Origin of the sequence: Bacillus pinisoli (assembly GCF_023036475.1) — a bacterium.
Taxonomy (GTDB): Bacteria; Bacillota; Bacilli; order Bacillales; family SA4; genus Bacillus_BS; species Bacillus_BS pinisoli.
On sequence record NZ_JAJQKI010000004.1, the window covers coordinates 373,158 to 396,623 of the forward strand.

Below are 23,466 nucleotides of genomic sequence, written 5' to 3' on the forward strand. Positions count from 1 at the left end.
ATTATGACCCCTTTTTTAATTCTTTTAAAAAGCTTTTTCCGAATTCCGGCATTGTTACTTGGAAATTTTCTGATATAGTCGCACCCACATCTGCAAATGTAGACCTTATACTTAGTTCTTCTGTTTGACTAAATGAAGGACTGTAGACTAATAACGGAACATACTCCCTTGTGTGATCTGTACCTTGATGTGTAGGGTCGTTACCATGATCTGCAGTAATAATGAGTAAATCGTCTTCGTTTAAGTTATTTAATACTTCTGGAAGTCGAGTGTCATACTCTTCTAGTGCCTGACCGTACCCAGCAGGATCTCGTCGGTGACCATAAATGGCATCAAAATCAACAAGATTTAAAAAGCTTAAACCAGTAAATTCAGCCTTAGTCGTATTAACCAATTGATCCATCCCGTCCATATTCGATTTCGTTCGAATGGACTGTGTCACTCCCTCACCATCATATATATCAGAGATTTTCCCGATAGCAATCACATCTAGCTTTTGATCTGCTAATTCATTCATGACCGTTCTTCCAAAAGGCTTTAGGGCATAATCGTGACGGTTCGTTGTTCTTTTAAAGTCTCCAGGTTCACCAATAAACGGTCTTGCGATAATTCGTCCGACCATGTATTTTTCATCTAGTGTAATTTTTCTTGCAAATTCGCAAATTTTATATTGTTCCTCAATCGGAATAATTTCTTCATGAGCCGCTATTTGTAAAACGGAATCAGCTGAGGTATATACAATAAGTGCACCTGTATCCATATGTTCTTTACCAAGTTCATCTAATATTTCAGTTCCTGAAGCCGGTTTATTCCCTATTATTTTTCTACCTGTAAACTCTTCTAGCTGTTGGATAAGTTCAGATGGAAAGCCGTCTGGAAAAGTTTTGAATGGCGTTTCAATATGTAACCCCATAAGCTCCCAGTGACCAGTCATCGTATCCTTACCATTTGAAGCTTCTTGCATCTTCGTATAGTAGGCAAGAGGTTGCTCCGCCTTATCAATTCCCTTTATTTCTCGAATATTACTTAAGCCAAGCTTTGCCATATGTGGCATATGTAATCCGTTCATGTGCTCTGCAATATGACCTAAGGTATCAGAACCAACGTCATCATATTCCTTCGCATCTGGGGCTTCCCCAATCCCTACAGAATCCATCACAATTAAAAAAATACGTTTAAAAGGATATTTGGTTGACAAACCCTTCCCTCCTTAAATCAATCATTTATCTTTAATATACCACTAATTACTATACTTAATCGTCCACCTTTTTATTAATTGTCAGAGGTCAGACAACTTAAAGTATACCGTTAGTGCTCTTTGGCATCAATCTATAATTTTATGAAACTATAAAAACCTAGAAAAGAAACAAACTCTTTTCTAGGCTCTTGGATGAAATGTTTTATAAATATCTTTCATTCTAGCTTTTGTCACATGCGTATAAATCTGAGTGGTCGATATATCTGCATGCCCCAGCATCTCTTGAACAGCTCGTAAGTCTGCTCCATTTTCAAGTAAATGGGTAGCAAAAGAGTGTCTTAGTGTATGTGGGGTGAGCTCTTTTTTTATATTCGCATCTTTAGTCAATTTCTTAAGTATTTTCCAAAATCCTTGTCGAGACATTCGATTACCATGATGATTTAAAAACAGGGCATCTGTCGTCTTTTTACCAACTAACTCTTTTCTCCCTGTATTTATATAGAGTTCAAGTGCTTCTGTAGCAGCTCGTCCAATCGGGATAATTCGCTCTTTATTTCCTTTACCGATGCACCTTAAAAAGCCCATCGTTAAATGAATATCTCCCAAATCCAACCCCATTAATTCTGAGACTCGGATCCCCGTAGCATATAGTACTTCAAGCATTGCTTTATCTCTTAAACCAAAAGCTGTCTCACGTTTTGGTGATTCTAGTAAAATCTCAACCTCCGTCATGGATAGCACTTTTGGTAGCGCTCGTTCCGGCTGTGGGGTGTCAATATGAACAGTAGGGTCATGAGATACAGCTTTATCTCTTAATAAGAATTGATGAAAAGACCGAATGGATGCGATGTGCCTAGCTAGAGTTCTAGAAGACAACCCCATCTCCTTCATCTGTTTCAAAAAGCCCAAAATATGAGTTCTTGTGACAGTCTCTAGACTGCCAAGTTTCTCTTTCTCTATTAAATAATGCAAGTACTTCTTCAAGTCACGCTCATAGGATTGTATAGTGTTCGTTGCCAATCCACGCTCTACCGTTAAATAATGTAGGAAATCCTGTAATTGATCATTCAACTTCTTCTACTCCCCGAAGTGATAAAATAGCCATAATCGATCAACTAAACTTTTATTAGAATCTGAAACCATGGCTGTCACTTTAATGGCGGATCCTTCAGGTTCATCATATCGATGGTAACTCTGATATTCTTCATTAATCCACATAAGTCCATAATAAAATAAAATCGTACAGCCAGTAAATAAAATAAAAACCTTCATTGTATTTAAAGCCAATTTAAGCCATCCAGTCATGAGTTTTCCCCCTAAGACACTATTCCTATTCGAAAAATACATTCTTCATTAGAAGGTATATGCCAGATGGGACAATCTTTATACGTTAAAAAGAAAAAAACCCTTCATATTTTGAAAGGTTATTCCTCTACGGGTTCTTCTTCTTTACCGTTGCATCGATGACAGATCCCGTGGAATGTCAATCGATGATCTTTAATTTTAAAGTTCCAATCACGCTCTACAATTTCTTCAACGTCTCCAAGAAGATCCTCTTGAATTTCATCAACGGCTCCACACTCTATACACACAAGATGGTGATGAAAGTGTGCTGCTCCTTCTTGTCTGAGATCATATCTAGAAACTCCATCTCCAAAATTAATTTTATCTACAACCTTTAACTCTGTTAAAAGCTCTAAAGTACGATACACAGTTGCTAATCCAATTTCAGGAGATTTTTCCTTAACGAGGAGGTAGACATCTTCAGCACTCAAATGGTCTTCCTCATGTTCAAGAAGCACTCTAACTGTGGCCTCTCGTTGAGGAGTAAGTTTATAACTTGAAGAGTGTAGATGCTTCTTTATACGATCAATGCGATTTTCCATGTAATTTTCCCTCCCTCGCCATTCACTATCTAATTATAGCAAAAGTAAGGGAACTGTCAAAATAAAATCATTATCATATAATATAAATAAATATTGTTAATTAATAATTATTATTTATTAATAATATTTACAACTTGCTTCATGAGTAACGGTGAACTGTATGCTTCAAATGCTGATGCGAGAGCAACAAGACAACAAATTATAACTGCAACACCAGTGTAACGGGTAAAAATCTGCATAAACGGTAAACTGCCTCTTTTTGAAATGATCTGTCCAATTAATCGTAGTGAGAATGAAACAGCTATCGTTCCTATTATGATAAAGGCTGGGATAATAATTAGGTTTTGAGGAAGCACTGAAACGAATGATAGTAAAAATCCCTTAAACCCTAGTTGATTGACTAAAAAACCAACTGTAAATCCAACAACAATTCCTTTTAAAAATAGCAATATTAATATGATTGGTAAACCGATTATTGAGATTCCTAATATCCACATTAACCCGATGTATTTAATATGATGTGAATAACTCTGGAGAAAGAGATCATGTGCATTTGCAAATTCACCTTGTACAACCTGTCCAAAAAAACGGCTGAGATACATATATAGATCTGTTTTCTGAGTTACACTTAAACTGTTAACAACGATGGCGCCAAATACAATCCCCATCATAAATAATATCGTAATAAAAAGATAAATAGATGAATGTTCTTTTATATGAATAGATATCGTATGTTTCCATGATTGGTTCTTCATCGTAATCCCCCTATTAAAAGTTCTAATGGTCCATATTTGATTTTATGAATCATTTTCAAATCTATGACAATTTACTAGAAGAAAAATATTCCAGATAACAAAGGGGTTATGGTATACTCCTAAAAATGATCTTGTGAGGTGTGATGATGAAACCTATTTTACTAGACTTCCCTTCTGAATTTACCACTGAAAGACTTCTTATTAGAATGCCTTTACCCGGTGACGGAAAAGCGGTTCACCATGCAATTAAAAATTCTCGCAATGAACTAGAGCCTTGGCTACCTTTTGCAAGGAATGAACAAACGGAAGAACAACTAGAAGAAAACATACGCGAAGCTCATGCGAAGTTTCTGTTAAGAAAAGATTTGCGTTTCCATGTTTACCACAGAGAAACTGGGGAGTTTATCGCTTCGACCGGGTTACACCGCATCAATTGGGATGTACCTAAATTCGAGATTGGTTATTGGATTGATAGTCGTTACAGCGGAAAAGGCTATGTAACAGAAACTGTAGAGGGGCTTACTCAATTCGCTTTTGAAAAACTAGGCGCGCGTCGAGTGGAAATTAGGATGGATACTCGAAATATTAAAAGTAAGGCTGTACCCGAAAGGCTTGGGTTCACATTAGAAGGTATATTACGTCAGGATGATCTGGCTGTAGACGGATCTGGCGTTCGAGACACTTACGTGTATTCTAAGATACGATTAACTTGAATGAAAGATTGTTCAAGTAGATAAACCCAAACTCACTAGTTTGGGTTTATTTCTCTTATAAGTTTAACGTGAGACCGAACTGTTCAAGAATTCCTTTAAGCGAATTTGATACTCTTCTTCAGCAACGGTATATGCCTCTGTATGACCGGCACCTTCGACAATCCAAAGTTCCTTCTTATCTGTAACCGCTCCATCATATAACTCATACGCCATGCTTGTTGGAACCAATTGATCGATATCACCATGAATGATAAAAAGCGGTAATCTATTCTTCTTTACACTCTCTAATGCTGAAGCCTCTTCAAATGAATACCCTGCTCTTATTTTTGTTACAAGACTGGTGACTTCCATAATTGGAAAAGGAGGAAGATGATATAAATAGCGTAATTGATGAGATAACTCATCCATCACAGAGGTGTAGCCGCTATCTGCAATAATTCCTTTTACCTGCTCAGGAAGCGTTTCACCGCTTGTCATTAAGACGGTAGCAGCACCCATTGAGAATCCATGAAGAAAAATTTGATTCTCATTCTCTTGGTCTATTAGATAATTTACCCAACTTACATAATCCTTTCGATCATGCCAGCCATACCCAATATAATCTCCTTCACTATCTCCATGACCTCTTGCATCTGGCTTTAATACATCAAAGCCCAGTTCGTAATAATACTTCGTTACTCCAGGCATTTGTTCACTGCTTCCTTTATATCCATGTGCGAGGATTACCGCTTTTCCATTTGAATGTTCATTTTTTAAGAAACGTCCCTTTAATCGCAAACCATCATACGTTGTTATTTCAACTATTTCAAAGTCTTGATTGTTGGTCCACTCCATGACTTCAAGAAGCTTTGCTTGTTTTTCGTCCGTTTCCATCAAACTTGCGGCAGTCACACTTTCTCCTCCACCATGAAGTGCTGGCCCTTCCTTACTACGATTTATTGCAATATGATAAAAATAGTTACCAGCGATTATGAGTAACACTGTCATTACTACAAGAGTCACCGCACTTACTTTAATGATTTTATTTCGCAAGACCCTTCATTCCCCTTTACTCTATATATATAAATAATAGTTTACCAGAAAACCATCCCTATCACGGAAAAACCTTCTAATCTTTTATTTCTATTTATATCCAATGAACAAACCAATACGCCCTAGCAAAGCGGATTTTCCAAAAAGAAAAAAGCCCAAATCCCCCTAAAGATTTGAGCCTTTGATTCTTATTGTTCTACCTTACCATAACGTCCACCGCCACCGGACTGCAAGAGTAGTGTTCCTTTTCTTGCCTTAATAATGAATTCAGCAACGGCTGAAGGAACAATTTCATGTAATGCAGCTTCTGGAGCCTCGTGTATAATTGCCATCTCTGTTTTAAAATAGTTTCTTAATTTTTCTAATGTTTTCGGACCTAATCCCGGAATAAACTCTAGTGGGACTTGATGGATGTATGGTGGTCGATTTTTATACGTACCTTCAAATGATTTTAATTCTACTAATCGATCGTAGACCCCTTTTACTATCTTGGAGCTTCCGCAAGATGGGCAAGGCTCCTCTGACCTTTCAAGTAAGGTTAAGCACTGATCACAAGTTGTCCGATGATATTTACCAAGCTTAGGATCTAACCCATAGTTGGCTACAATTTCTCTTCCATCCTTACGATGAAGAGCTTTTCTTAACTCCTCAAAGGTAGGCTGTACCATTCGAATAATTTGGTGTTCACGTCCAATTTTTGGAAGCGAGTGCGCATCTGAATTCGTTACGTAACTATAAGAATGAAGTTCCTCGATTTGGTCTGCCATCATTGTGTCAGAGCTTAAGCCTAATTCAACAGCATCAATTAATTCAGGATTAAATACTTCCTTAAGAGTCGAGTGAACGCCCTTACCATAAAGACTTTTATATGGGGTAAAAATATGGGCCGGAATAAACAGCCCATCTAATTGACGAACCTTCGTCTGAAGTTCCACCGCTTGTACGTACATTCGTTGAGAGCTCAGGGTAATGTTTTTCATACGCTGGCTCATCCAAGCTGAAAATTCTTTCATCTTAGCTATAGTTGGTATAAACGCGAGTACATGGATGGGTCCCTTACAGTTTTCATCATAGATTTCAATCTCTGTCCCTAGAATAAGTGTCACATGTTGAAAACGCAAGCCACCTTCTTCTAGTTCTACCACTTCACCTTTTTGAATAAATGTTTCGAGTTCATGGAGAACTTCAGGTACATGACAATCTATAACCCCAATCATATCCAAGCCTTTTCTTTCAGTTGATTCTATTAAGATATTTTCAATTGTTAAAGAACGGGCTCCCGTAATCTTTACCGGTTTACCCGTAGCTGTCCCACCAATGTGAATATGTAAATCTACATAATACTCTTCCATTTATTTACGTTCCATCGCCTTTTTTAGTTCTAAATATTGTACGGCATAAGCTGTTTTTGCGTCATATATTTTTTTCTCTTCAATATATTGTCTTGCTTCTTCTAAAGTTAATGCTATAACCTCAACAAATTCATCTTCATCTAATTCTAGCTTATTTCCCTTTTCTGAGAGACCTTCAGCTACATATAGGTGTACAATCTCGTCAGCAAAACCAGGAGAAGTATAAAAGGAGATGAGATGCGTTAAATTCTTACATGTAAAGCCAGTCTCCTCTTCTAACTCTCTTCTTGCTGTCAACTCTGGCTGTTCGCCTTTTTCAAGCTTCCCTGCAGGAATTTCTATTAACTCTCTTTCTAGCGCTTTACGAAATTGTCTAACCATAATAATTTTTCCATCTTCCGTTATAGGAATAACGGCAACAGCACCAGGATGCTTAATTATTTCTCTCGTACTCTGTTTACCATTTGGTAAAAGTACCTCTTCAAATACTAGATCTATTACTCTTCCTTCAAACAAGGTTTTGGATGAAAGAGTCTTTTCTTCAAAGGATTCCATTTGATTCTCTCCTCGTTCTAACTAATTTTTATCCTTCATACATTTTAACATAACGAAATGGGGGAATTAAAAATGAAAATTCATATACACAAACAAGGTATATACATGGCAGGTAAAGCCTGGGAAATCCAGCAAAAACTGAAAGAGTATAGTCAATCCTATGAAACCGTCTCTGAATGGATACATGATGAGAAGAAAAATCCGAGGAAACATAATGTCATTCTCTTTCCGTTACAGAATAGGTAGATTATAGGTCATGTCATCTAGCAAGGCTTCTTATCACTAAATTTTCTTCAAGGATTAACACCTACTTGAAAACCCTCCTGTTTCCCCACTATTCGTCTTTTGCTAAAATATAGGAAGAATTAAACTTAGGAGGGCAAACATTGAAAAAACGTTATGTTGGCACATCTGACCTATTGGTTAGTGAGGTTGGATTAGGTTGTATGTCTTTAGGAACGGATGTTGAGAAAGCAAAATCTATTATTGATGAAGCCCTTGAGCTTGGGGTTAATTATCTAGACACGGCTGATCTATATGACCGTGGATTGAACGAGGAAATTGTAGGAAGGGCTATTAAACATACGAGAAGTAATGTGATCTTAGCTACGAAGGTTGGTAATCGTTGGATGGACGGGGAAGAACGCTGGAGTTGGGATCCTAGTAAAAAATATATAAAAGAAGCGGTTAAGAAAAGCCTAAATCGACTTCAAACAGATTACATTGACCTCTATCAGCTTCATGGGGGGACAATGGAGGATCCAATTGATGAAACGATAGAAGCGTTTGAGGAGTTAAAAGCTGAAGGGATCATTCGCTATTATGGAATCTCTTCAATTCGACCAAATGTTATAAAAGAGTATGTAGCTAAATCATCCATTGTGAGTGTCATGATGCAATATAGTATCTTGGATAGACGACCTGAAGAAGAAATTCTGGACTACCTGGCTGAGCATTCAGTTAGTGTAATGGCTAGAGGCCCACTTGCAAAAGGTGTATTGACTGATTCTTGGGCTTCAAAAACGCCTGAGAATGGATATCTTCAATTTACAGAAGGTGATCTTACAAAGAGCATAACTACTTTAAAAGACGCATTACCTGAACGATCTTTTCAAGAGTATGCTCTGCATTATTGTCTAGACCACAAAGCAGTAGCTGCTGTTATTCCCGGAGCAAGCAGTATAAGTCAGATTAGAGAGAATGTCAGAGCTGTAGAATCTCAAAGCATTACTAAACAAGAGATAGAGATCATTCAATCTAACTTTCCTGCCCAAGTATACCAACAGCATAGGTGAGTACAGAGAAAGTTAAGTTATGCTGGTAGAAATTGAATCACACTTTTAAGACTTACTTAACACTTTGAAAAAAACTGAATAACTATGACTCCGGTGGCAGTGGACTACTTTATAGTCTAGGAATCTAAATAGTTGTCTATAAAATCCTGTGTAGATAGAACAGTAGCAAATTCTTGGTGTACGGTTGCAAGAGAATAATGATGTATCGTATCTGCGTCCACATAATGGCCTCTATGATCAGTTTGTTCAAAAGCAGCCGTTGCATCTGATAATAAAAAGGTTTTAAAGCCTAAATTTGCACTCATCCTCGTAGTCGTTGATACACAGTGGGGAGTCGTTAAACCCGTGATGACTACTTCCGTCATTTTTTTTATGTTTAGATAGTCTTCTAATGATGTCCCTATAAAAGCACTATTGACCTGTTTTGTGAATATCTTCTCGTTTTCCAGCGGTTTCACTATATTTTTTATTTGAGTTGATTCATTTTCAAAATAGAAGAGAGAATGAGGATTTTCAGAGATATGCTGGATATAGATAACCTCAGACCCTCTCTTTCTCCATTCCGATAATAAACGTTTAATATTGGTTTCGGCCTCAGGATTATTTCTCTTGCCCCATGTTGGGTCAAGAAAAACGTCCTGAACGTCAATAATTATTAGTGCTCTATTCATTAACCTTCCCCCTTTAGAATTGGACAGCAAACAACATTTCTACGTCTTCTTACCAATTTCCCTCTACAATTAGGACATATATTAGACATTTCATGCGTGCATTGATCACAAAAAGTGCACGCATGAACACAAATATAAGCATCGTCATTTAAAGGGATTTTACTTTTCTCGCACGAGTCTTCATTAATACTCCCTTCTCCCCTCCTGTGATTAACTTATTTCTATTTTATTAGATATTGAAACGGTCGCATATGCTTCTCTTAAGGATTTAGGGTTGGTATACTTAAAGAAAACAGGAAAATAAACAAGTAAACCTGAAAATTAAAGGTGTGAGTTGAGAATGGATAGCATTAACCGAAAAATAATCGATATCTTACAAGTAGACGGTAGAATATCGATGACTGAGTTAGGAAAGAAAATTGCTTTGTCTGTGCCTGCTGTCACGGAGAGGGTAAAAAAGTTAGAAGAACAAGGGGTCATAGAAGGCTATAGGGCACAAATCAACTCCAACAAAATAAATAAGTCAGTGAAAGCCTTCATCTTAGTAAAAACACATAGATGTAAAGCCTTTAGAGAATTTTGTAAGGAGAACCCACACGTCATTGAATGTCATCGATTAACTGGAGAATATAGCTATTTAGTTAAAGTGGTCACTGAAACAAATGATTTTTTAGAGGAATTCATAGATGCAACTATGGAGTATGGGGAGCCTTATACGATGATTAATCTTTCTTCACCGATCCAGAATAAAGTTATATAGTTATCAATTAAACTATTATCTAGATGAAAAAAACTGGTTAAATAAACATCCATTGAAAAATGCCAATCAGATAAAGTACTGATTGACATTAAACAATGGCTTTTTTATTTTTGTGGATTTTTCAACTAAGCTCTTTTCTAACAATGATCACTTCGGTCTTATAGTAGTAGAAGGGATGTTTATCATAAAAGGCTGTTTTCGTATAGATTGTTGCTATCGTAAAAAGTCTGTGCTTTATATCTAGAATAGTTGCTCTTTTCTAACCTTTAATAAATCAGTTTAATCATACTTAATATGACAAAATTGATGAAATATAAGATTGAAAAGCAACAAAGTTTTAGATAAGAGCCTTAAACTAAGCAATTCTAACTAAGGGAAGTGTAATTTTAACTGTCGTTCCCTTATTTTCCTCGCTCTCAAACACAATTGTACCTTTGTGGGATTCAATTATTCGAAAGCTAACCATTAGACCAAGCCCTGTCCCCTTTTCTTTCAAGGTATAGAACGGTTCCCCCAGTCTAGGTAAAATATCTTTTGGTATACCAACCCCTGTGTCTTTTAACATAATTTCAATCTGATCATCCGACTTCTTTTTTACATATACAAAAAGTTGTCCACCATTAGGCATGGCTTCCATCGCATTTTTGATTAGATTAATAAATACTTGTTTTATTTGGTTACCTTCACAGATTAAAGAAGCTTGGCCGATCTCGTATGTCTCGTTAATGTCAATTTTATGCAATAATGCTTGGGGTTTTGAAAAAGATACCACTTGGTTCAATAGTTTAATCATATCCTGTTCACGAAAATGAACGGCTTGAGGCTTAGCTACTGCCATAAATTCATTGGTAATCATTTCAATACGATCTAATTCTGAGAGCATCAAATCGATATAACTCTTCTGGGCGAGTCCCTCCTGCGAATCTATTAACTGTGTAAAACCTTTTAACGTTGTAAGTGGGTTTCTTATTTCATGAGCGAGTCCAGCAGCTAATTCTCCTACGACTGCGAGCTTTTCTGATTTTTGAAGCAGCTCTTCCGTCCTCTTTAGCTGGCTAATATCAATACAAGACCCAATTACCTCACATACTTCTTCGTTTCTCTTAATTGGTTTTAGTGTAATGACACAGATTCTATTCTTGATGGTAACCTCAAAAGAAACATCCTGTCCTTTCCAAGCACATTCATATTTCGAATGTAAAACTTGTTTGATCTCTGCTATTTCGATTAGTTCTTTTAACCCTTTACCAACTACACAGTCTGGATCTAGGTCTAGTTCATACAATAGTTCCCCATCACAGAGAGTATGGATAAAATCATCATTAAATTTATAGTACTTAAATATTATGCCTTGTTGTTTCCGAACGGTCTCTTTTAATTCTTGTTCCGCTTCTAGTAATTTGGTTTCTACTTGCTTTTGATTGGTAAGGTCTCTAGAAATCGCTGCCATTTGAACGATTTCCCCAAATTCATTTCTTACTGGTGAAATGGTCATATTGATAAGAATCTTTCGACCGTCTTTTCTTTGTCTTATTGTTTCATACGCAATTAAGCTTTTACCTTGGGATACTTCTGCCACAACTTTATCAATGTTGTCCCTTAATTCTGGCATTAAATCTCTAAATAGTCTTCCTTTTATCTCTTCTTCCTTCCATCCATAGACAGACTCAAAGCCTTGATTGACACTTAATATTCTACCTTCCAAATTCAAAATCGTAATACTATCCGGTGTATGATTAAAAACCGAATGTAGAACCTCTTGTGTATTTTTTAATGTTCTTTCCGTTTCAGCATTCTGATGGAACGAAACTTGCATCCTTGAGAAAAAGTAGCCTTTTAAAATATAGGCATAACCAAATGCTTTAATGATATGACCTAACACGACATACAAATCGGAAATGCTCGAATAAATGGTTAATGTCATCTCACTAATAAGAAGGAATGCTAATGCAAATAATATATCGAAATCCGCTTGTTCTCTTGTTCTAATCAATTTTCTAGCTTTATATAGTAAGGCAATGCCAAGTAATAAACTACAAAAATATTCTAGGAAGTTTTTAATTGGTGTAGGCCCAGTATTGGCGATGATGAGGACAGGTAATTGCTTTTCGTAAGTATATATAATGGTAGTGATGGTTACTAAATAGATAATACTAATAATAGTAAGAATTTTTCGTTTTAAGAACGTAATTTTATGATCGGTAGACAAAATCAGTGAGAGGATCCCAATAGAAGCAGTTAAACGTGCAGTCATCCAAAACCAAGCCGTTTTTTCTATTGAACTCTCCGTAATAAAAAAAGGCATTCCAGGATATGTCATTAAATGAAAGAAATCAAGTGTGCCAACTGATAAAAAGATAAATGGAAGCCACAAAAGTGTCTGTTTCTTCGTGTCATCAAAGGCTTTCCATCCATACATACTAATAGCAAAACACACGAGCACACTAAATATCTCAAGAATTGTATGAATAAAAAGATGATTGCGAGAGTCATAGAAGTTAGTTAGAAAATCATTAAATAAGTAGACAAGTAAAATAAGCAGAAAAGAAATCTTTAATAGGTAAACAGCAAATCTATAAGTCTTAGGAGACGTTAGCATAGACACCAACCTAACAATTAATGGATTAATTACATATTTCTTCAATATTTACACTTAGTTGAATTTTATCGAACTTTGCAGGTTATAGCAATGATTTTACTAGTTCTTGGCATGAGCAATGCTTTGTAGGAAGAAACAAACATAAACCTTCATTAAATAAGAAATACTATTTCCGATTCAGAAATGGAGGAATACTTATGAAAATGCCCTTAACTTCTTTAACAAGTGGTATGGGAATAGAGGTACTTCCTGACCTTTATTTCTTTCCAATCCAAATTGTAAATATTTGCTTCATTGGAAAAGCAAATCAACAAGAATTTGTATTAGTAGATGCAGGAATGCCTGATTGTCATGAAATGATTTTTGAAGAAGCAGAGAACCGATTTGGACCTGGTGCCAAACCATCAGCTATTATTCTTACTCACGGTCATTTTGATCATATCGGAGCTTTAGAAGAGCTTCTAAACAAGTGGGATGTGCCCGTATATGCACATCAAGCGGAAGAGCCGTTTCTAACAGGACAGGAGAATTATCCTCCACCTAATACCGGAGCAGAGGGACTAGTGTCTAAATTATCTCCATTATTCCCGCGTAACAGTATTAACATAAGCAAAAATCTTCAAATTCTGCCACAGGATGGTTCTATTCCCGTACTTCCGGATTGGAAGGTCATTCATACACCTGGGCACACTCCTGGACATATCTCTTTATATCGTGAACATGATGAGGTGTTGATTGCCGGCGATGCGTTCGTGACCGTCGAACAAGAATCATTATACGAAGTTCTCACACAAAAACAAGAAATGCACGGTCCACCGGCTTACTTTACAATGGATTGGCAAGCTGCATCTAAAAGTGTGAAAAAGCTAGCTGCACTTAAACCTAAAACAGCGATTACTGGGCATGGACTGCCAATGACTGGAAACAATCTTATGGAAGGTCTTACCACACTTGCAGCAAACTTCGATGAAACTGAAATTCCGGAAAATCGGAAATAAGTTAGGAAGAACAGAATAGTACATAAGAAAGGCATTGTTTACATGCCTTTCTTATAAATTTCAGTTTCAAAAAAAGTGTCTAAGTTATAAAGGCTTAGTCATGCATTTATTATCCTCAAAATCAAACTTTCTATAAAAATCTTGTGCATCTAATATCCATGAAAATACGGCTTTATCAGTAACTACTCTTGCAAACCCAATTAATTTACCTTTCTTCTCATACACACCAAATGAAAGTGAATGTTGTATGCTTTTCTCCATTATCTCTTTTGTTCTAGTAGAAGCCCAATAAGTTTTTGAGAGTAAGCTATACACATCTCCTACATCAATTAATTCTTTTTTGTCACTAATCATAAATCCATCTTTATAGAACTCCAATAACATCCCTCTTTTCCTAGTATGAATAGCTTCTACTCTTATTTAAATTGAAAAAACTCTATTCTTTCCTCACCTGAGAACATATTCTTAACTTTATATTGATTATTTTCAACTTCATCTCCACCAATAATAATTACATTTTCTACCTTTTCTTTGTTAGCTTTCTCAAGAGCTTTTCCTAATTTTTTATTGCTCAACTCACATTCAACTTTAAATCCTCCTCTTCTAAGACTCGTTGCTACTAGTAAGGCTTCCTTGGGAGTACCTAATGGAATAATATAGAAATCTAGGTTATTACTATTTTGACAATCTTTTTCAGATGAACGGATTGCGGTATACATAACATCCAAACCGAATGAAATTCCTACTGTAGAGAAGTTTTCATTTGTGCCAATTAACCCACCAATTGCTTGATCATATCTTCCGCCACTGCCAATACTCGATTTAATCTTTTGATTTGATAAGAATATTTCATAAATGGTACCCGTGTATATCTCTAAACCTCTTGCTAAAAATGGACTAAAGACACAAGGCTTATCTACTCCTAAAAATTCTAAATAAGACTCCAACTCTTTTAATTCAGCTAACCCTTCCCTAACCTTTTCATTTTGAGAGGAATAAAGTTCAAAGTAGCTGAGTCTTGTATTTTCTTCATCGGTCAAAAACCGTTTCACTGAAATAATGGTTGAGTCTTGTAACGGTTGATCATAAAGCTCCGAGATAACAGTATCTACTCCTACTTTTTCAAGCTTATCTAGAATTAAGATAACTTTATTCATATTCTCTGATCCAATACCAAACAGTTCAAGCATACCTGTAAGTAGTTTGCGATTGTTATATTGTATGGTTACCTTTAAATCAAGCTTACTGAATGCATCTAGTGCCATTACCATTAATTCCGCCTCGGCTAACTGAGAATCTACTCCCACAATATCTACATCACATTGAGTAAATTCACGAAATCTCCCCGTTTTGATAGGTCCATCTCTAAATACTTTTCCGATTTCATATCTCTTAAAAGGCATTCTAAGGGTCGGATTCATGGCGACCACTTTGGCAAAAGGTATAGTGAGGTCATATCGTAATGCCAGTTCTCTCTCTCCTCTATCAGATAATTTGTACATTTCTTCTAGTATTTCAGCACCGCCTCCATACTTTGAAGCGAGTAATTCAGTGTAATTTAATATGGGTGTCTCTAATGGCTGACATCCGTATTGGATAAAGACGTCTTCTAGAGTTCTTCTAATGTTTCTTCTTATTATTTCATCATCTGGTAAATAATCTAGTGTACCTCTTACATTTTGATAATCCATCTTTTTCATCTTTCTTACCTCCAGTATTTTAGTGAATAAGTCTTTGTTTTAGGTTTGGTTCAATGTAAATTTCAAGTCATTCCTTCGTGTTTCTCTATCCTCAAAGAAATTGGTCCAATCGCCACATAAGTTTAGAAAAGATTCTAAAATAAAAAACCGCACCTGATGTAAGTATTAAACTTAATCAAATACGGTTTATTGATAAATAGCCTTCCTATTTGCGATTGTTAAAAATCGAATAGCAAGGCTACTTTTTATGATGATGTAGTTGTGAAAATAGTAATATAGTCGTCATTAATGGACGCATTGTACCCACCTCTAATTTTCATTAAATGTAGCATATTGCCATTATTTATGCAATATACTTTCTTCTTTTCATCCAAACGCAACTTGTAAAATTTTATATATACTTCACTAATCCCAATAATTAAAGATAATCTCTCCTACTGTTTTTGGCTGCCAATACACTAGTTGTTCCAATTCTCTTTGATGAAGCGTGTTTGCGTTTTTCACTATAATTCTTTTAGCTTTTTTGGTAAATTCTACTGTTTCACTCAATTGACTGACACTTAATATTAGATAATATTCTTTAAGTACTTCTGATAGTTCTGGATGTTCAATAAAGGGAAAGCTACAAACATCTATTGGACGAGAGGAAGTAAAAGCAAGATAAGGATAATGGCTATTTAGCAAGATATGAACATTTTCTTCTTTAAATTTAATTCATATTAAAGACCAGTACGTTAGAACCAAATAGAGAATAACATATTGAATTAAATTCTATCCCGTCTATTAATGGGGATGGCTGAAAACCAGTAACCCCTGCACTTAGATTAAGCATTCCCTCTCCTCCTATTTCATTCCTTACACAAAGACTGGAAATATACTATAAACGCTAATAAAATAATATTCTAAGTCCGTCACAATCTGCAAAACAATAAAAACGGCAAGCATCCCTAGTTCTACCGTTTCTTTTTCTAAGGAACTGCATGTTTTTTTTGAAAGTTTTAGCAATGCTCAACTTCTTTCGAACAAGCCTTCCTCCATTCATAGGCTATCAAAAAAAACAGCCAAATTGATTCATTTGACTGTTCTTTCGTGTGTATATTGTTGTTTACTTATATTTGCTCCAGTCCAAGCTACTTTCATTTAAGAGCTCTTCAAAGGATTTATTCTTCTCACGAAGACGTGCTTCTTCTTTTTTTCTCGCCAACTCTTCCTCTTTCTTCGTCTGTTCTTCTGCTAGTAGCATTTTTTGCTTTTCCTTAAGTTGTTGAAAGAGGTCTCCATTTAGTCTTTCTTTTAGTAAAACCTTATCATCGTCTTTTTTAACCGGTCTTGTTGGTTGTTTTTTCTTTGCCATTACCTTCACCCTTTCAGATGAATTTATTATAGCAAATTCTATTAATATGCGTTAAGTCTTACATTGTCATCAATAAGTAAATCAGGCTCTGTCATCTTCTTAATATCCTCTACAGAGTATCCTTCTGCCACTTCAATTAGCTGCAAGCCTCTTTCTGTAACATCAATAACTGCACGATCGGTAATAATTCGATTGACAACAGATTTTCCTGTAAGTGGTAAAGAGCACTCTTTTAGAATTTTTGGTGCGCCATCTCGATTTACATGTTCCATGATAACGATTGTTTTTTGTGCACCATGAACTAAATCCATAGCGCCTCCCATTCCTTTAATCATTTTGCCCGGAATCATCCAGTTAGCAAGGTCCCCTTTTTCCGATACTTCCATGCCACCTAATATGGCAACATGAATGTGACCACCTCGTATCATCGCAAACGATTCTGCACTATCAAAATAGGCAGCTCCTGGAATGGCCGTTACCGTTTCTTTTCCTGCATTAATTAAATCTGGATCCACCTCGTTTTCTGAGGGATAAGGTCCTATACCGAGTAAACCATTCTCAGATTGAAGTACCACTTTTTTATTTACAGAGATAAAATTCGCAACTAGTGTTGGCATTCCAATACCTAGATTTACATAACTACCGTCCTGAATTTCCTGCTCAGCACGTTTGGCAATCTTTTCACGTGTGTTTAGTTGTTCCCGTGTCATCGTAAGCCCCCCTATTTCCTAACCGTTAAACGCTCAATACGTTTTTGTTGTGTACCTACGACCAAACGTTGAACATAAATACTAGGAGTATGAATACGATTAGGATTGAGATCTCCTGTTTCCACCAGCTCTTCCACTTCTGCAATCGTTACTCTCCCAGCAGCAGCCATAATCGGATTAAAGTTTTGGGCAGTTTTGTTGTAGACTAGATTCCCCATTTTATCAGCTTTCAAGGCTCTAACTAAACTAAAGTCCGCTATTAAAGCTTCTTCTAGTAAGTACTCTTTTCCGTTAAACTCTCGGACTTCTTTGCCTTCAGCAATTGATGTACCAACCCCTGCTGGTGTATAAAATGCAGGAATTCCAGCTCCTCCAGCACGAATTTTTTCGGCAAGTGTTCCTTGAGGTACTAATTCTACTTCAATTTCACCCGAAAGTACTTGCCTTTCAAATTCTTTATTTTCTCCTACATAAGACCCAATCACTTTTTTGATTTGCTTGTTTCTTAAAAGTAGTCCTAATCCCCAATCATCCACACCACAATTATTTGAAATCACCGTTAAATCTCTTACATTAGATTCAACCAATGCAAGGATTAGATTCTCTGGAATACCTACTAATCCGAATCCCCCTACCATAAGAGTAGATCCGTCTTTAATGTCCTTTACGGCCTCATCAAAAGAAGAATGGATTTGCTTCAATGACTTCACCTCTCCACGTCTTTAAGATTGTACGTTCTCAACGACAGTTGCTACACCTTGGCCGCCACCAATACATAAAGTAGCTAAGCCCGTTTTGGCATTTCGTTTTTTCATCTCATGAATGAGTGTGACAAGAACTCTCGTACCACTTGCTCCAATTGGATGTCCAAGTGCAATGGCTCCTCCGTTTACATTCAAGATGTCTTTATTAAACTGCAACTCTCTATGAACGGCGATAGATTGAGCGGCAAATGCTTCATTTGCTTCAATTAAATTCATATCTTCTAAAGTTAACTGCAGTTTATCTAATACTTTCTTTACGGCTGGAACTGGTCCAATTCCCATTGTTGATGGATCCACCCCTGCTGAGGCATTCCCTTTTATCGTAACCAATGGCGTTAGTCCCAGTTCTTCTGCTTTTTGTTTACTCATAACTACAACAGCAGCAGCACCATCATTAATACCTGAAGCATTCCCTGCTGTTACACTACCATCTTTCTTAAAAGCAGGTCGTAACCCAGCAAGTTTCTCTTGTGATGTGTTTGGCTTAGGATATTCATCCGTATCGACTATAGTACTACCTTTACGAGTTTTAATTTCCACTGGAACAATTTCATCTTTAAATCTTCCAGCTTGTATAGCCGCTTGCGCTTTCTCCTGACTTAATGCTGCAAATTCATCTTGTTCTTCTCTCGTAATCTCATATTGAGTACATAGGTTTTCCGCTGTTACCCCCATGTGATAATCGTTAAAGGCACACCATAGACCATCCTGAATCATGCTATCTTTTAAGGTTTGATTGCCCATTTTAAATCCATCTCTTGCTCCTTCAAGTAAATAAGGGGCCTGACTCATATTTTCCATTCCACCAGCTACTATAATGTCAGCATCGCCTGTAAGGATTGCTTGTGTTGCTAAATGAATAGCCTTTAAGCCAGAACCGCAAACCTTATTAATGGTTAATGAGGATGTCTCAATAGGTAGTCCTGCCTCTAGTGCAGCCTGTCTGGCAGGGTTTTGACCTAAACCAGCTTGTAATACATTCCCCATTATCACTTCATCAACCTGATTTTCAGCAATACCCGCTCTATTTAATGCTTCTTTGATTACAATCGATCCTAGCGTCGTCGCCTTTACAGAGGATAATGCTCCATTAAAGCTTCCAATTGGGGTGCGTACTGCGCTAACAATTACAACTTCTTTGTTCATCATTTTATTTCCTCCTATGTACAATGAATACTTGAATTATTAAAGGAAGCGTTTACAATAATATCACAAACACTTTTCTATAGATAATACTTCTCTAAAAATGACAAAATTCCTTTTATTTTATTCGTTAAAAGATCGTTTACGAAATAGAATAAGAGATAGCTAGACTTGGGAATGGAGGAAAAAAATGAACTTACCGAAAAAAGTAACCATAATTGAGGTTGGCCCTAGAGATGGACTTCAAAATGATCCTAGTATTGTTCCGACTGACATTAAGCTCTCTTTTATTAATGCTTTAAAAGCAGCTGGTCTTAAAGAAATGGAGATTACCTCTTTTGTGTCTCCAAAATGGGTTCCCCAAATGAGTGATGCTTCAAATATCGTTAAAGCAACCTATGATCAATCTAGAAACATCGTCCTTACTCCTAACCGTAAAGGAGTTGACCGTGCGCTTCAGGAAGGTTGTAAGTCAGTTGCCGTTTTTGTCGGGGTAAGTAATACCTTTAATCTTAAAAACATAAATAAATCAACAGCTGAGAGCCTAAAAGAACTACAACCGATTATCGCTGAACTGAAAGAAAAGAAAATATTTGTGCGTGCCTGTATTTCCACTTCTTTTTACTGTCCATACGAAGGAAAAATACAAATGGACGATGTTGTTGCGTTATGTTCATCCTTTGTTGAATACGGAGTTGATGAATTAAGCGTTGCTGATACGATTGGAATGGCGAATCCACAAGAAAGCTTTTATTTGTTCTCCAAACTAAAAGAATTGTTTCCAGACACCCTTCTTACTGCTCACTTTCATGATACAAGAGGGATGGCTGTGGCAAATGTCTTTGCGGCACTCCAAGCTGGTGTAGATCGATTTGATACGTCTGCTGGTGGACTAGGCGGATGCCCTTTTGCAAAAGGAGCTACTGGAAATGTGGCAACTGAGGATGTCGTTTTTATGCTTGAACAAATGGGTATTTCAACTGGTGTGGACTTAACTAGGTTAAAGGAAGCGGTCCAACTTATAAAATCACATATTTCTAGATCCATTGATAGTAAATATTTTTCTCTTTCAGAATCGTAATATCTTTACTTTGTCCTTACATAATTCAACCTCTTTTGGCTACTTTAATAAACAGTTAAGCAAAGGGTGGTGAAAACATATGACAAAGTCTAAACAAAACGGACAAAAAGGAAAACCTTCAAATGAAGGAATCAACACAAAAAATGTAATGGCGAAAGAGGAAATGGAAAAGGCCATTCATCCAACCGGCAGACAAAACTCTCCTCAATAAACTGATTACGCTTGCAAGCACATCTTCTGGTGTGCTTTTTCTCGTTCATATTTGATACACTATAGTTGAACTTTCGTTTTCAGGGGGAAAAGATGAGAAAATTAATAACAGCAATCATTATACTTTTAACCTATACCATCTCTATAGGGTTATTTTTTAGTAATCGAATTATGTATATCAAGAAAAAAGAAGAAAAGTTTATACTAGACCGCGAACTTAAGGAACAACGGTTTATTTTATCCGATTATGAGAGCTTAGAAAAAGAAGAAATTATCATTCCCTCCTCTTTTGGTTATGACATTAAAGGAACCATCATTCCGAGTAAAAAAGAGTCTAGGAAGTTTATGATTATTTGTCATGGTGTGACGATGAATCGTATTAATTCCATTAAGTACATGTATCTCTTTCATCACCGTGATTTTAATGTCATCATGTATGATCATCGTCGACACGGTGAATCTGGAGGAACCACCACGAGCATGGGGCATTATGAAAAATATGATTTACAGACAGTCGTTCATTGGACTAAAGAACAGTTCGGGAACAACATAACGTTAGGAATTCATGGCGAATCAATGGGTGCTGTCACCACATTACTTTACGCAGGGATGCTGGAGGATGGTGCTGACTTTTACATTGCAGATTGTCCGTTTTCAGACCTTGAAGAACAGTTAACTTACCTCATAAGGAAAGATTTCAAGTTACCAAAACAAGCCGTTCTTCCTTTTGGGAATACATTTCTAAAATGGCGAGATAAATATGCCATCAAAGATGTATCACCCATATCATGTGTTCAAAACATTCAAAACCCTGTCTTGTTTATTCATAGTAAGGATGATGATTATATTCTTCCAACGATGTCTAGACAGCTCTATCAGAAAAAGAACGGCCCTAAAAAGCTTGTCATTGCACCGAAAGGATCCCATGCGTATTCCTATGGTGATAACCCAGAGCTGTATGAAAAAGTAATAGATGACTTCTTGCATGATTTCATTTAAGTAAACCTTCAAAAAAAGTTTTAAAAAAGAGTTTTATATTAAACTAATAGTAAGCTTGGCTATCGGAAGCCAAGCTTTTTATTATGAAGTAAGTCATACATTTAAACTATCTTCCATCATTAGTGTAGGTTATCCACATGTAACAGAACCCCATAATTCGCATATTTTAACAGCAGGAATTCAAAAGTAGAGGTGATTTTTGAATGTCTGCAATCTCCGGAAAAGACTATATAAACCGTATTGACCGGTTAAGAGCAAATGTATGGGTAAACGGCGAACAAGTAACCGGTAATATTTCCGAACATCCCTCCTTTAAAGGAATTATGAATAGCCAAGCTCGGTTATATGACCTCCAGACGAACCCAGATTTTAGAGATAAGATGACGTTCTCATCCCCCTTAACTTCTCATCCGGTTGGTGCCTCTTATTTACTACCTAAATCTAAAGAGGATTTAGAGTTTAGACGTATCATGATAAAAGAGTGGGCAAAGCAATCAGCTGGGCTTATGGGTAGATCCCCTGATTATATGAATACAGCAATGACAGCCTTTGCTGCTGGGAAGGAATTATTCGGGGAATATAATTCCACTTGGGAACAAAATGTGTGGAATTTTTACGAGATGGCTCGGGAACAGGACTTATCGTTTACACACACCTTCGTTAATCCACAAGTGAATCGATCTTCCTTTTACTTCACTGAGTTTGAGGAAGATAGTATAGCAGCACAAGTGGTCGATCAGCATGAAGAAGGAATTGTTGTAAAAGGAGCAAGATTACTTGCTACCCAAGGCGGAATTACGGATGAGATGATGGTGTTTCCTTCTGGCGGTACGTTAACAAGTGATTCGCTAGCGTATGCCTTCTCCATACCAAGTAATGCTAAAGGATTAAAGTTTATTTGTCGGGAGCCCTATTCTTATAGAAATTCAACTTTCGATCACCCGTTGGCTTCTAAATATGATGAGATTGATACAATCGTAGTCTTTGATGACGTAGTTGTACCTTGGAACCGCGTGTTTTTCCATCATAACAAGGAACTTCCGCAAAGATTATACACAGAGAGCAGTTTCTTCCCTCTCGTTCTCCATCAGGTTGTGATTAGAAGATTAACGAAATTGGAATTTTTACTAGGTCTTGCTCTTTTACTCGTTGAGACCATCCAGATTCAAGAGTACGAGCATGTTCAAGGAAAGATTTGTGAGATGATTACTAGTCTTGAGACCGTAAAGGCACTGCTTGAGTCATCAGAGTTACACAGTTCCCCTGATAAGTATGGTACTTGGGTCCCTTCTTATCATCCTCTTTATGTTGCAGCCACCATTTTCCCAACCATCTATCCTAGAATGACAGAAATCATTCAACTATTAGGAGCAAGCGGATTGGCTTCTTTGCCAACTGAGGAAGACTTTGATTCAGAGGTGAAGCCAGACTTAGATTTATATCTTCGTTCAGCAACTTTACCAGCAAAAGAGCGTGTTCAGCTTTTTCGACTTGCCTGGGATTATTGTATGAGTGCCTTTGGCTCTAGACAAACCTTATATGAAAGATTCTTCTTTGGAGATCCTATTAGATTGCAAGGGAACTTATTTAGAAAATATGACCGAGAACCGTATACGAAACTTGTTCAAGACTTCTTAACTAATCAGAAAGACTAAGATAGACTAGCACCCATTTCTTCATTTACTGTGTAT

Annotated in this window: 29 protein-coding genes; 10 read left to right on the top strand and 19 right to left on the bottom strand. The window is 36.7% G+C overall.

The genetic code is table 11. From position 1 onward, the window contains the following. Window position 1: 1 nt before the first annotated feature. From deoB to spoIIM, 5 genes are all read right to left on the bottom strand, one after another. Window positions 2–1,198: a phosphopentomutase gene (gene deoB / locus LT143_RS08795; RefSeq protein WP_272495736.1), complete on the bottom strand. Its 1,197-nt coding sequence runs from the start codon at window positions 1,196–1,198 to the stop codon at window positions 2–4. A gap of 180 nt (window positions 1,199–1,378) precedes the next feature. Further along, complete coding sequence (xerD, locus tag LT143_RS08800; RefSeq protein WP_246942373.1) at window positions 1,379–2,269, bottom strand: site-specific tyrosine recombinase XerD; 891 nt, start codon at window positions 2,267–2,269, stop codon at window positions 1,379–1,381. A gap of 6 nt (window positions 2,270–2,275) precedes the next feature. Beyond that, window positions 2,276–2,503 carry a YqzK family protein gene (locus LT143_RS08805; RefSeq protein ID WP_246942375.1) on the bottom strand — a complete coding sequence of 76 codons (228 nt, stop codon included), beginning with the start codon at window positions 2,501–2,503 and terminating at the stop codon, window positions 2,276–2,278. 119 nt (window positions 2,504–2,622) lie between these two features. Next, on the bottom strand, window positions 2,623–3,084 hold the full coding sequence (gene fur, locus LT143_RS08810) for a ferric iron uptake transcriptional regulator (protein WP_246942376.1): 462 nt from the start codon (window positions 3,082–3,084) through the stop codon (window positions 2,623–2,625). A gap of 110 nt (window positions 3,085–3,194) precedes the next feature. Further along, window positions 3,195–3,839 carry a stage II sporulation protein M gene (gene spoIIM / locus LT143_RS08815; protein ID WP_246942378.1) on the bottom strand — a complete coding sequence of 215 codons (645 nt, stop codon included), beginning with the start codon at window positions 3,837–3,839 and terminating at the stop codon, window positions 3,195–3,197. A 146-nt stretch (window positions 3,840–3,985) separates the two neighbouring features. Between spoIIM and LT143_RS08820 the strand changes: the two genes are divergently transcribed. Beyond that, window positions 3,986–4,552, top strand: a complete 567-nt coding sequence (locus tag LT143_RS08820) for a GNAT family N-acetyltransferase (protein ID WP_246942381.1) — start codon at window positions 3,986–3,988, stop codon at window positions 4,550–4,552. A gap of 63 nt (window positions 4,553–4,615) precedes the next feature. Here LT143_RS08820 and LT143_RS08825 read toward each other — a convergent pair whose 3' ends face one another. The 3 genes from LT143_RS08825 to LT143_RS08835 form a co-directional block, all read right to left on the bottom strand. After that, window positions 4,616–5,584 (bottom strand): alpha/beta hydrolase, encoded by a 969-nt coding sequence (locus tag LT143_RS08825; protein WP_246942382.1) that lies wholly within the window; start codon window positions 5,582–5,584, stop codon window positions 4,616–4,618. 188 nt (window positions 5,585–5,772) lie between these two features. Continuing rightward, entirely contained in the window at window positions 5,773–6,936 is a 1,164-nt protein-coding gene (locus LT143_RS08830) for an endonuclease Q family protein (RefSeq protein ID WP_246942384.1), read from the bottom strand. Beyond that, window positions 6,937–7,491: an NUDIX hydrolase gene (locus LT143_RS08835; RefSeq protein WP_246942386.1), complete on the bottom strand. Its 555-nt coding sequence runs from the start codon at window positions 7,489–7,491 to the stop codon at window positions 6,937–6,939. Between the two features lie 72 nt (window positions 7,492–7,563). On the opposite strand from LT143_RS08835, the gene mciZ reads away from it, so the two are divergent. Then, complete coding sequence (gene mciZ, locus LT143_RS08840; protein ID WP_246942388.1) at window positions 7,564–7,737, top strand: Z-ring formation inhibitor MciZ; 174 nt, start codon at window positions 7,564–7,566, stop codon at window positions 7,735–7,737. Window positions 7,738–7,877: 140 nt separating this feature from the next. Beyond that, a complete protein-coding gene (locus LT143_RS08845; protein WP_246942390.1) occupies window positions 7,878–8,786 on the top strand; it encodes an aldo/keto reductase in 909 nt (302 codons plus the stop codon). A gap of 116 nt (window positions 8,787–8,902) precedes the next feature. Here LT143_RS08845 and LT143_RS08850 read toward each other — a convergent pair whose 3' ends face one another. Together LT143_RS08850 and LT143_RS08855 are read right to left on the bottom strand one after the other, a co-directional pair. After that, window positions 8,903–9,457 carry a cysteine hydrolase family protein gene (locus LT143_RS08850; RefSeq protein ID WP_246942392.1) on the bottom strand — a complete coding sequence of 185 codons (555 nt, stop codon included), beginning with the start codon at window positions 9,455–9,457 and terminating at the stop codon, window positions 8,903–8,905. Beyond that, entirely contained in the window at window positions 9,457–9,645 is a 189-nt protein-coding gene (locus LT143_RS08855) for a DUF1272 domain-containing protein (RefSeq protein WP_246942504.1), read from the bottom strand. The genes LT143_RS08850 and LT143_RS08855 overlap by 1 nt, the downstream gene beginning before the upstream one ends. 152 nt (window positions 9,646–9,797) lie before the next feature. Here LT143_RS08855 and LT143_RS08860 point away from each other — a divergent pair, with 152 nt between their 5' ends. After that, window positions 9,798–10,217: an Lrp/AsnC family transcriptional regulator gene (locus LT143_RS08860; RefSeq protein WP_246942394.1), complete on the top strand. Its 420-nt coding sequence runs from the start codon at window positions 9,798–9,800 to the stop codon at window positions 10,215–10,217. Window positions 10,218–10,572: 355 nt separating this feature from the next. On the opposite strand, the gene LT143_RS08865 is transcribed toward LT143_RS08860, so the two are convergent. Beyond that, window positions 10,573–12,816, bottom strand: coding sequence for an MASE3 domain-containing protein (locus tag LT143_RS08865; RefSeq protein ID WP_246942506.1), 2,244 nt, complete (start codon window positions 12,814–12,816; stop codon window positions 10,573–10,575). A gap of 197 nt (window positions 12,817–13,013) precedes the next feature. Between LT143_RS08865 and LT143_RS08870 the strand changes: the two genes are divergently transcribed. Then, entirely contained in the window at window positions 13,014–13,814 is an 801-nt protein-coding gene (locus tag LT143_RS08870) for an MBL fold metallo-hydrolase (protein WP_246942396.1), read from the top strand. Window positions 13,815–13,898: 84 nt separating this feature from the next. Here the strand turns inward: LT143_RS08870 and LT143_RS08875 are convergent, their stop codons facing one another. The 8 genes from LT143_RS08875 to LT143_RS08905 all read right to left on the bottom strand — a co-directional run bounded on the left by LT143_RS08875 (window position 13,899) and on the right by LT143_RS08905 (window position 19,491). Next, window positions 13,899–14,192 carry a hypothetical protein gene (locus tag LT143_RS08875; protein WP_418909818.1) on the bottom strand — a complete coding sequence of 98 codons (294 nt, stop codon included), beginning with the start codon at window positions 14,190–14,192 and terminating at the stop codon, window positions 13,899–13,901. A 38-nt stretch (window positions 14,193–14,230) separates the two neighbouring features. Continuing rightward, window positions 14,231–15,514 carry a histidine--tRNA ligase gene (locus LT143_RS08880; RefSeq protein ID WP_246942401.1) on the bottom strand — a complete coding sequence of 428 codons (1,284 nt, stop codon included), beginning with the start codon at window positions 15,512–15,514 and terminating at the stop codon, window positions 14,231–14,233. Between the two features lie 405 nt (window positions 15,515–15,919). Continuing rightward, the gene (locus tag LT143_RS08885) at window positions 15,920–16,198 is read right to left on the bottom strand and encodes a hypothetical protein (protein ID WP_246942403.1); all 279 of its coding nucleotides are present in this window, start codon (window positions 16,196–16,198) and stop codon (window positions 15,920–15,922) included. A gap of 25 nt (window positions 16,199–16,223) precedes the next feature. Beyond that, window positions 16,224–16,346 (bottom strand): hypothetical protein, encoded by a 123-nt coding sequence (locus LT143_RS20405; RefSeq protein WP_272495737.1) that lies wholly within the window; start codon window positions 16,344–16,346, stop codon window positions 16,224–16,226. A gap of 273 nt (window positions 16,347–16,619) precedes the next feature. Further along, a complete protein-coding gene (locus tag LT143_RS08890; protein ID WP_246942405.1) occupies window positions 16,620–16,868 on the bottom strand; it encodes a YqkE family protein in 249 nt (82 codons plus the stop codon). Between the two features lie 41 nt (window positions 16,869–16,909). Continuing rightward, window positions 16,910–17,578, bottom strand: coding sequence for a CoA transferase subunit B (locus LT143_RS08895; RefSeq protein WP_246942407.1), 669 nt, complete (start codon window positions 17,576–17,578; stop codon window positions 16,910–16,912). Window positions 17,579–17,589: 11 nt separating this feature from the next. Continuing rightward, window positions 17,590–18,279: a CoA transferase subunit A gene (locus LT143_RS08900; RefSeq protein ID WP_246942410.1), complete on the bottom strand. Its 690-nt coding sequence runs from the start codon at window positions 18,277–18,279 to the stop codon at window positions 17,590–17,592. A 21-nt stretch (window positions 18,280–18,300) separates the two neighbouring features. After that, window positions 18,301–19,491 carry an acetyl-CoA C-acetyltransferase gene (locus LT143_RS08905; RefSeq protein WP_246942412.1) on the bottom strand — a complete coding sequence of 397 codons (1,191 nt, stop codon included), beginning with the start codon at window positions 19,489–19,491 and terminating at the stop codon, window positions 18,301–18,303. A 184-nt stretch (window positions 19,492–19,675) separates the two neighbouring features. Between LT143_RS08905 and LT143_RS08910 the strand changes: the two genes are divergently transcribed. From LT143_RS08910 to hpaB, 5 genes are all read left to right on the top strand, one after another. Continuing rightward, a complete protein-coding gene (locus LT143_RS08910) occupies window positions 19,676–20,566 on the top strand; it encodes a hydroxymethylglutaryl-CoA lyase (protein WP_246942414.1) in 891 nt (296 codons plus the stop codon). Between the two features lie 79 nt (window positions 20,567–20,645). Beyond that, window positions 20,646–20,777, top strand: coding sequence for a hypothetical protein (locus LT143_RS20410; RefSeq protein WP_272495738.1), 132 nt, complete (start codon window positions 20,646–20,648; stop codon window positions 20,775–20,777). A gap of 92 nt (window positions 20,778–20,869) precedes the next feature. Then, window positions 20,870–21,775 (top strand): alpha/beta hydrolase, encoded by a 906-nt coding sequence (locus LT143_RS08915; RefSeq protein ID WP_246942416.1) that lies wholly within the window; start codon window positions 20,870–20,872, stop codon window positions 21,773–21,775. A gap of 55 nt (window positions 21,776–21,830) precedes the next feature. Continuing rightward, window positions 21,831–21,965 carry a hypothetical protein gene (locus LT143_RS20415; RefSeq protein ID WP_272495739.1) on the top strand — a complete coding sequence of 45 codons (135 nt, stop codon included), beginning with the start codon at window positions 21,831–21,833 and terminating at the stop codon, window positions 21,963–21,965. A 13-nt stretch (window positions 21,966–21,978) separates the two neighbouring features. Beyond that, window positions 21,979–23,430 (top strand): 4-hydroxyphenylacetate 3-monooxygenase, oxygenase component, encoded by a 1,452-nt coding sequence (gene hpaB / locus LT143_RS08920; RefSeq protein ID WP_246942418.1) that lies wholly within the window; start codon window positions 21,979–21,981, stop codon window positions 23,428–23,430. The last annotated feature ends 36 nt before the right edge of the window (window positions 23,431–23,466 follow it).

Coding starts and splice junctions, on each gene's coding strand:
- LT143_RS08805 (WP_246942375.1), bottom strand. CDS start 2,503: ATGACTGGATGGCTTAAATTGGCTTTAAATACAATGAAGGTTTTTATT.
- fur (WP_246942376.1), bottom strand. CDS start 3,084: ATGGAAAATCGCATTGATCGTATAAAGAAGCATCTACACTCTTCAAGT.
- spoIIM (WP_246942378.1), bottom strand. CDS start 3,839: ATGAAGAACCAATCATGGAAACATACGATATCTATTCATATAAAAGAA.
- LT143_RS08820 (WP_246942381.1), top strand. CDS start 3,986: ATGAAACCTATTTTACTAGACTTCCCTTCTGAATTTACCACTGAAAGA.
- LT143_RS08830 (WP_246942384.1), bottom strand. CDS start 6,936: ATGGAAGAGTATTATGTAGATTTACATATTCACATTGGTGGGACAGCT.
- LT143_RS08835 (WP_246942386.1), bottom strand. CDS start 7,491: ATGGAATCCTTTGAAGAAAAGACTCTTTCATCCAAAACCTTGTTTGAA.
- mciZ (WP_246942388.1), top strand. CDS start 7,564: ATGAAAATTCATATACACAAACAAGGTATATACATGGCAGGTAAAGCC.
- LT143_RS08850 (WP_246942392.1), bottom strand. CDS start 9,457: ATGAATAGAGCACTAATAATTATTGACGTTCAGGACGTTTTTCTTGAC.
- LT143_RS08860 (WP_246942394.1), top strand. CDS start 9,798: ATGGATAGCATTAACCGAAAAATAATCGATATCTTACAAGTAGACGGT.
- LT143_RS08865 (WP_246942506.1), bottom strand. CDS start 12,816: ATGCTAACGTCTCCTAAGACTTATAGATTTGCTGTTTACCTATTAAAG.
- LT143_RS08870 (WP_246942396.1), top strand. CDS start 13,014: ATGAAAATGCCCTTAACTTCTTTAACAAGTGGTATGGGAATAGAGGTA.
- LT143_RS08880 (WP_246942401.1), bottom strand. CDS start 15,514: ATGAAAAAGATGGATTATCAAAATGTAAGAGGTACACTAGATTATTTA.
- LT143_RS20405 (WP_272495737.1), bottom strand. CDS start 16,346: ATGCTTAATCTAAGTGCAGGGGTTACTGGTTTTCAGCCATCCCCATTA.
- LT143_RS08890 (WP_246942405.1), bottom strand. CDS start 16,868: ATGGCAAAGAAAAAACAACCAACAAGACCGGTTAAAAAAGACGATGAT.
- LT143_RS08895 (WP_246942407.1), bottom strand. CDS start 17,578: ATGACACGGGAACAACTAAACACACGTGAAAAGATTGCCAAACGTGCT.
- LT143_RS08905 (WP_246942412.1), bottom strand. CDS start 19,491: ATGATGAACAAAGAAGTTGTAATTGTTAGCGCAGTACGCACCCCAATT.
- LT143_RS08910 (WP_246942414.1), top strand. CDS start 19,676: ATGAACTTACCGAAAAAAGTAACCATAATTGAGGTTGGCCCTAGAGAT.
- LT143_RS20410 (WP_272495738.1), top strand. CDS start 20,646: ATGACAAAGTCTAAACAAAACGGACAAAAAGGAAAACCTTCAAATGAA.
- LT143_RS08915 (WP_246942416.1), top strand. CDS start 20,870: ATGAGAAAATTAATAACAGCAATCATTATACTTTTAACCTATACCATC.
- hpaB (WP_246942418.1), top strand. CDS start 21,979: ATGTCTGCAATCTCCGGAAAAGACTATATAAACCGTATTGACCGGTTA.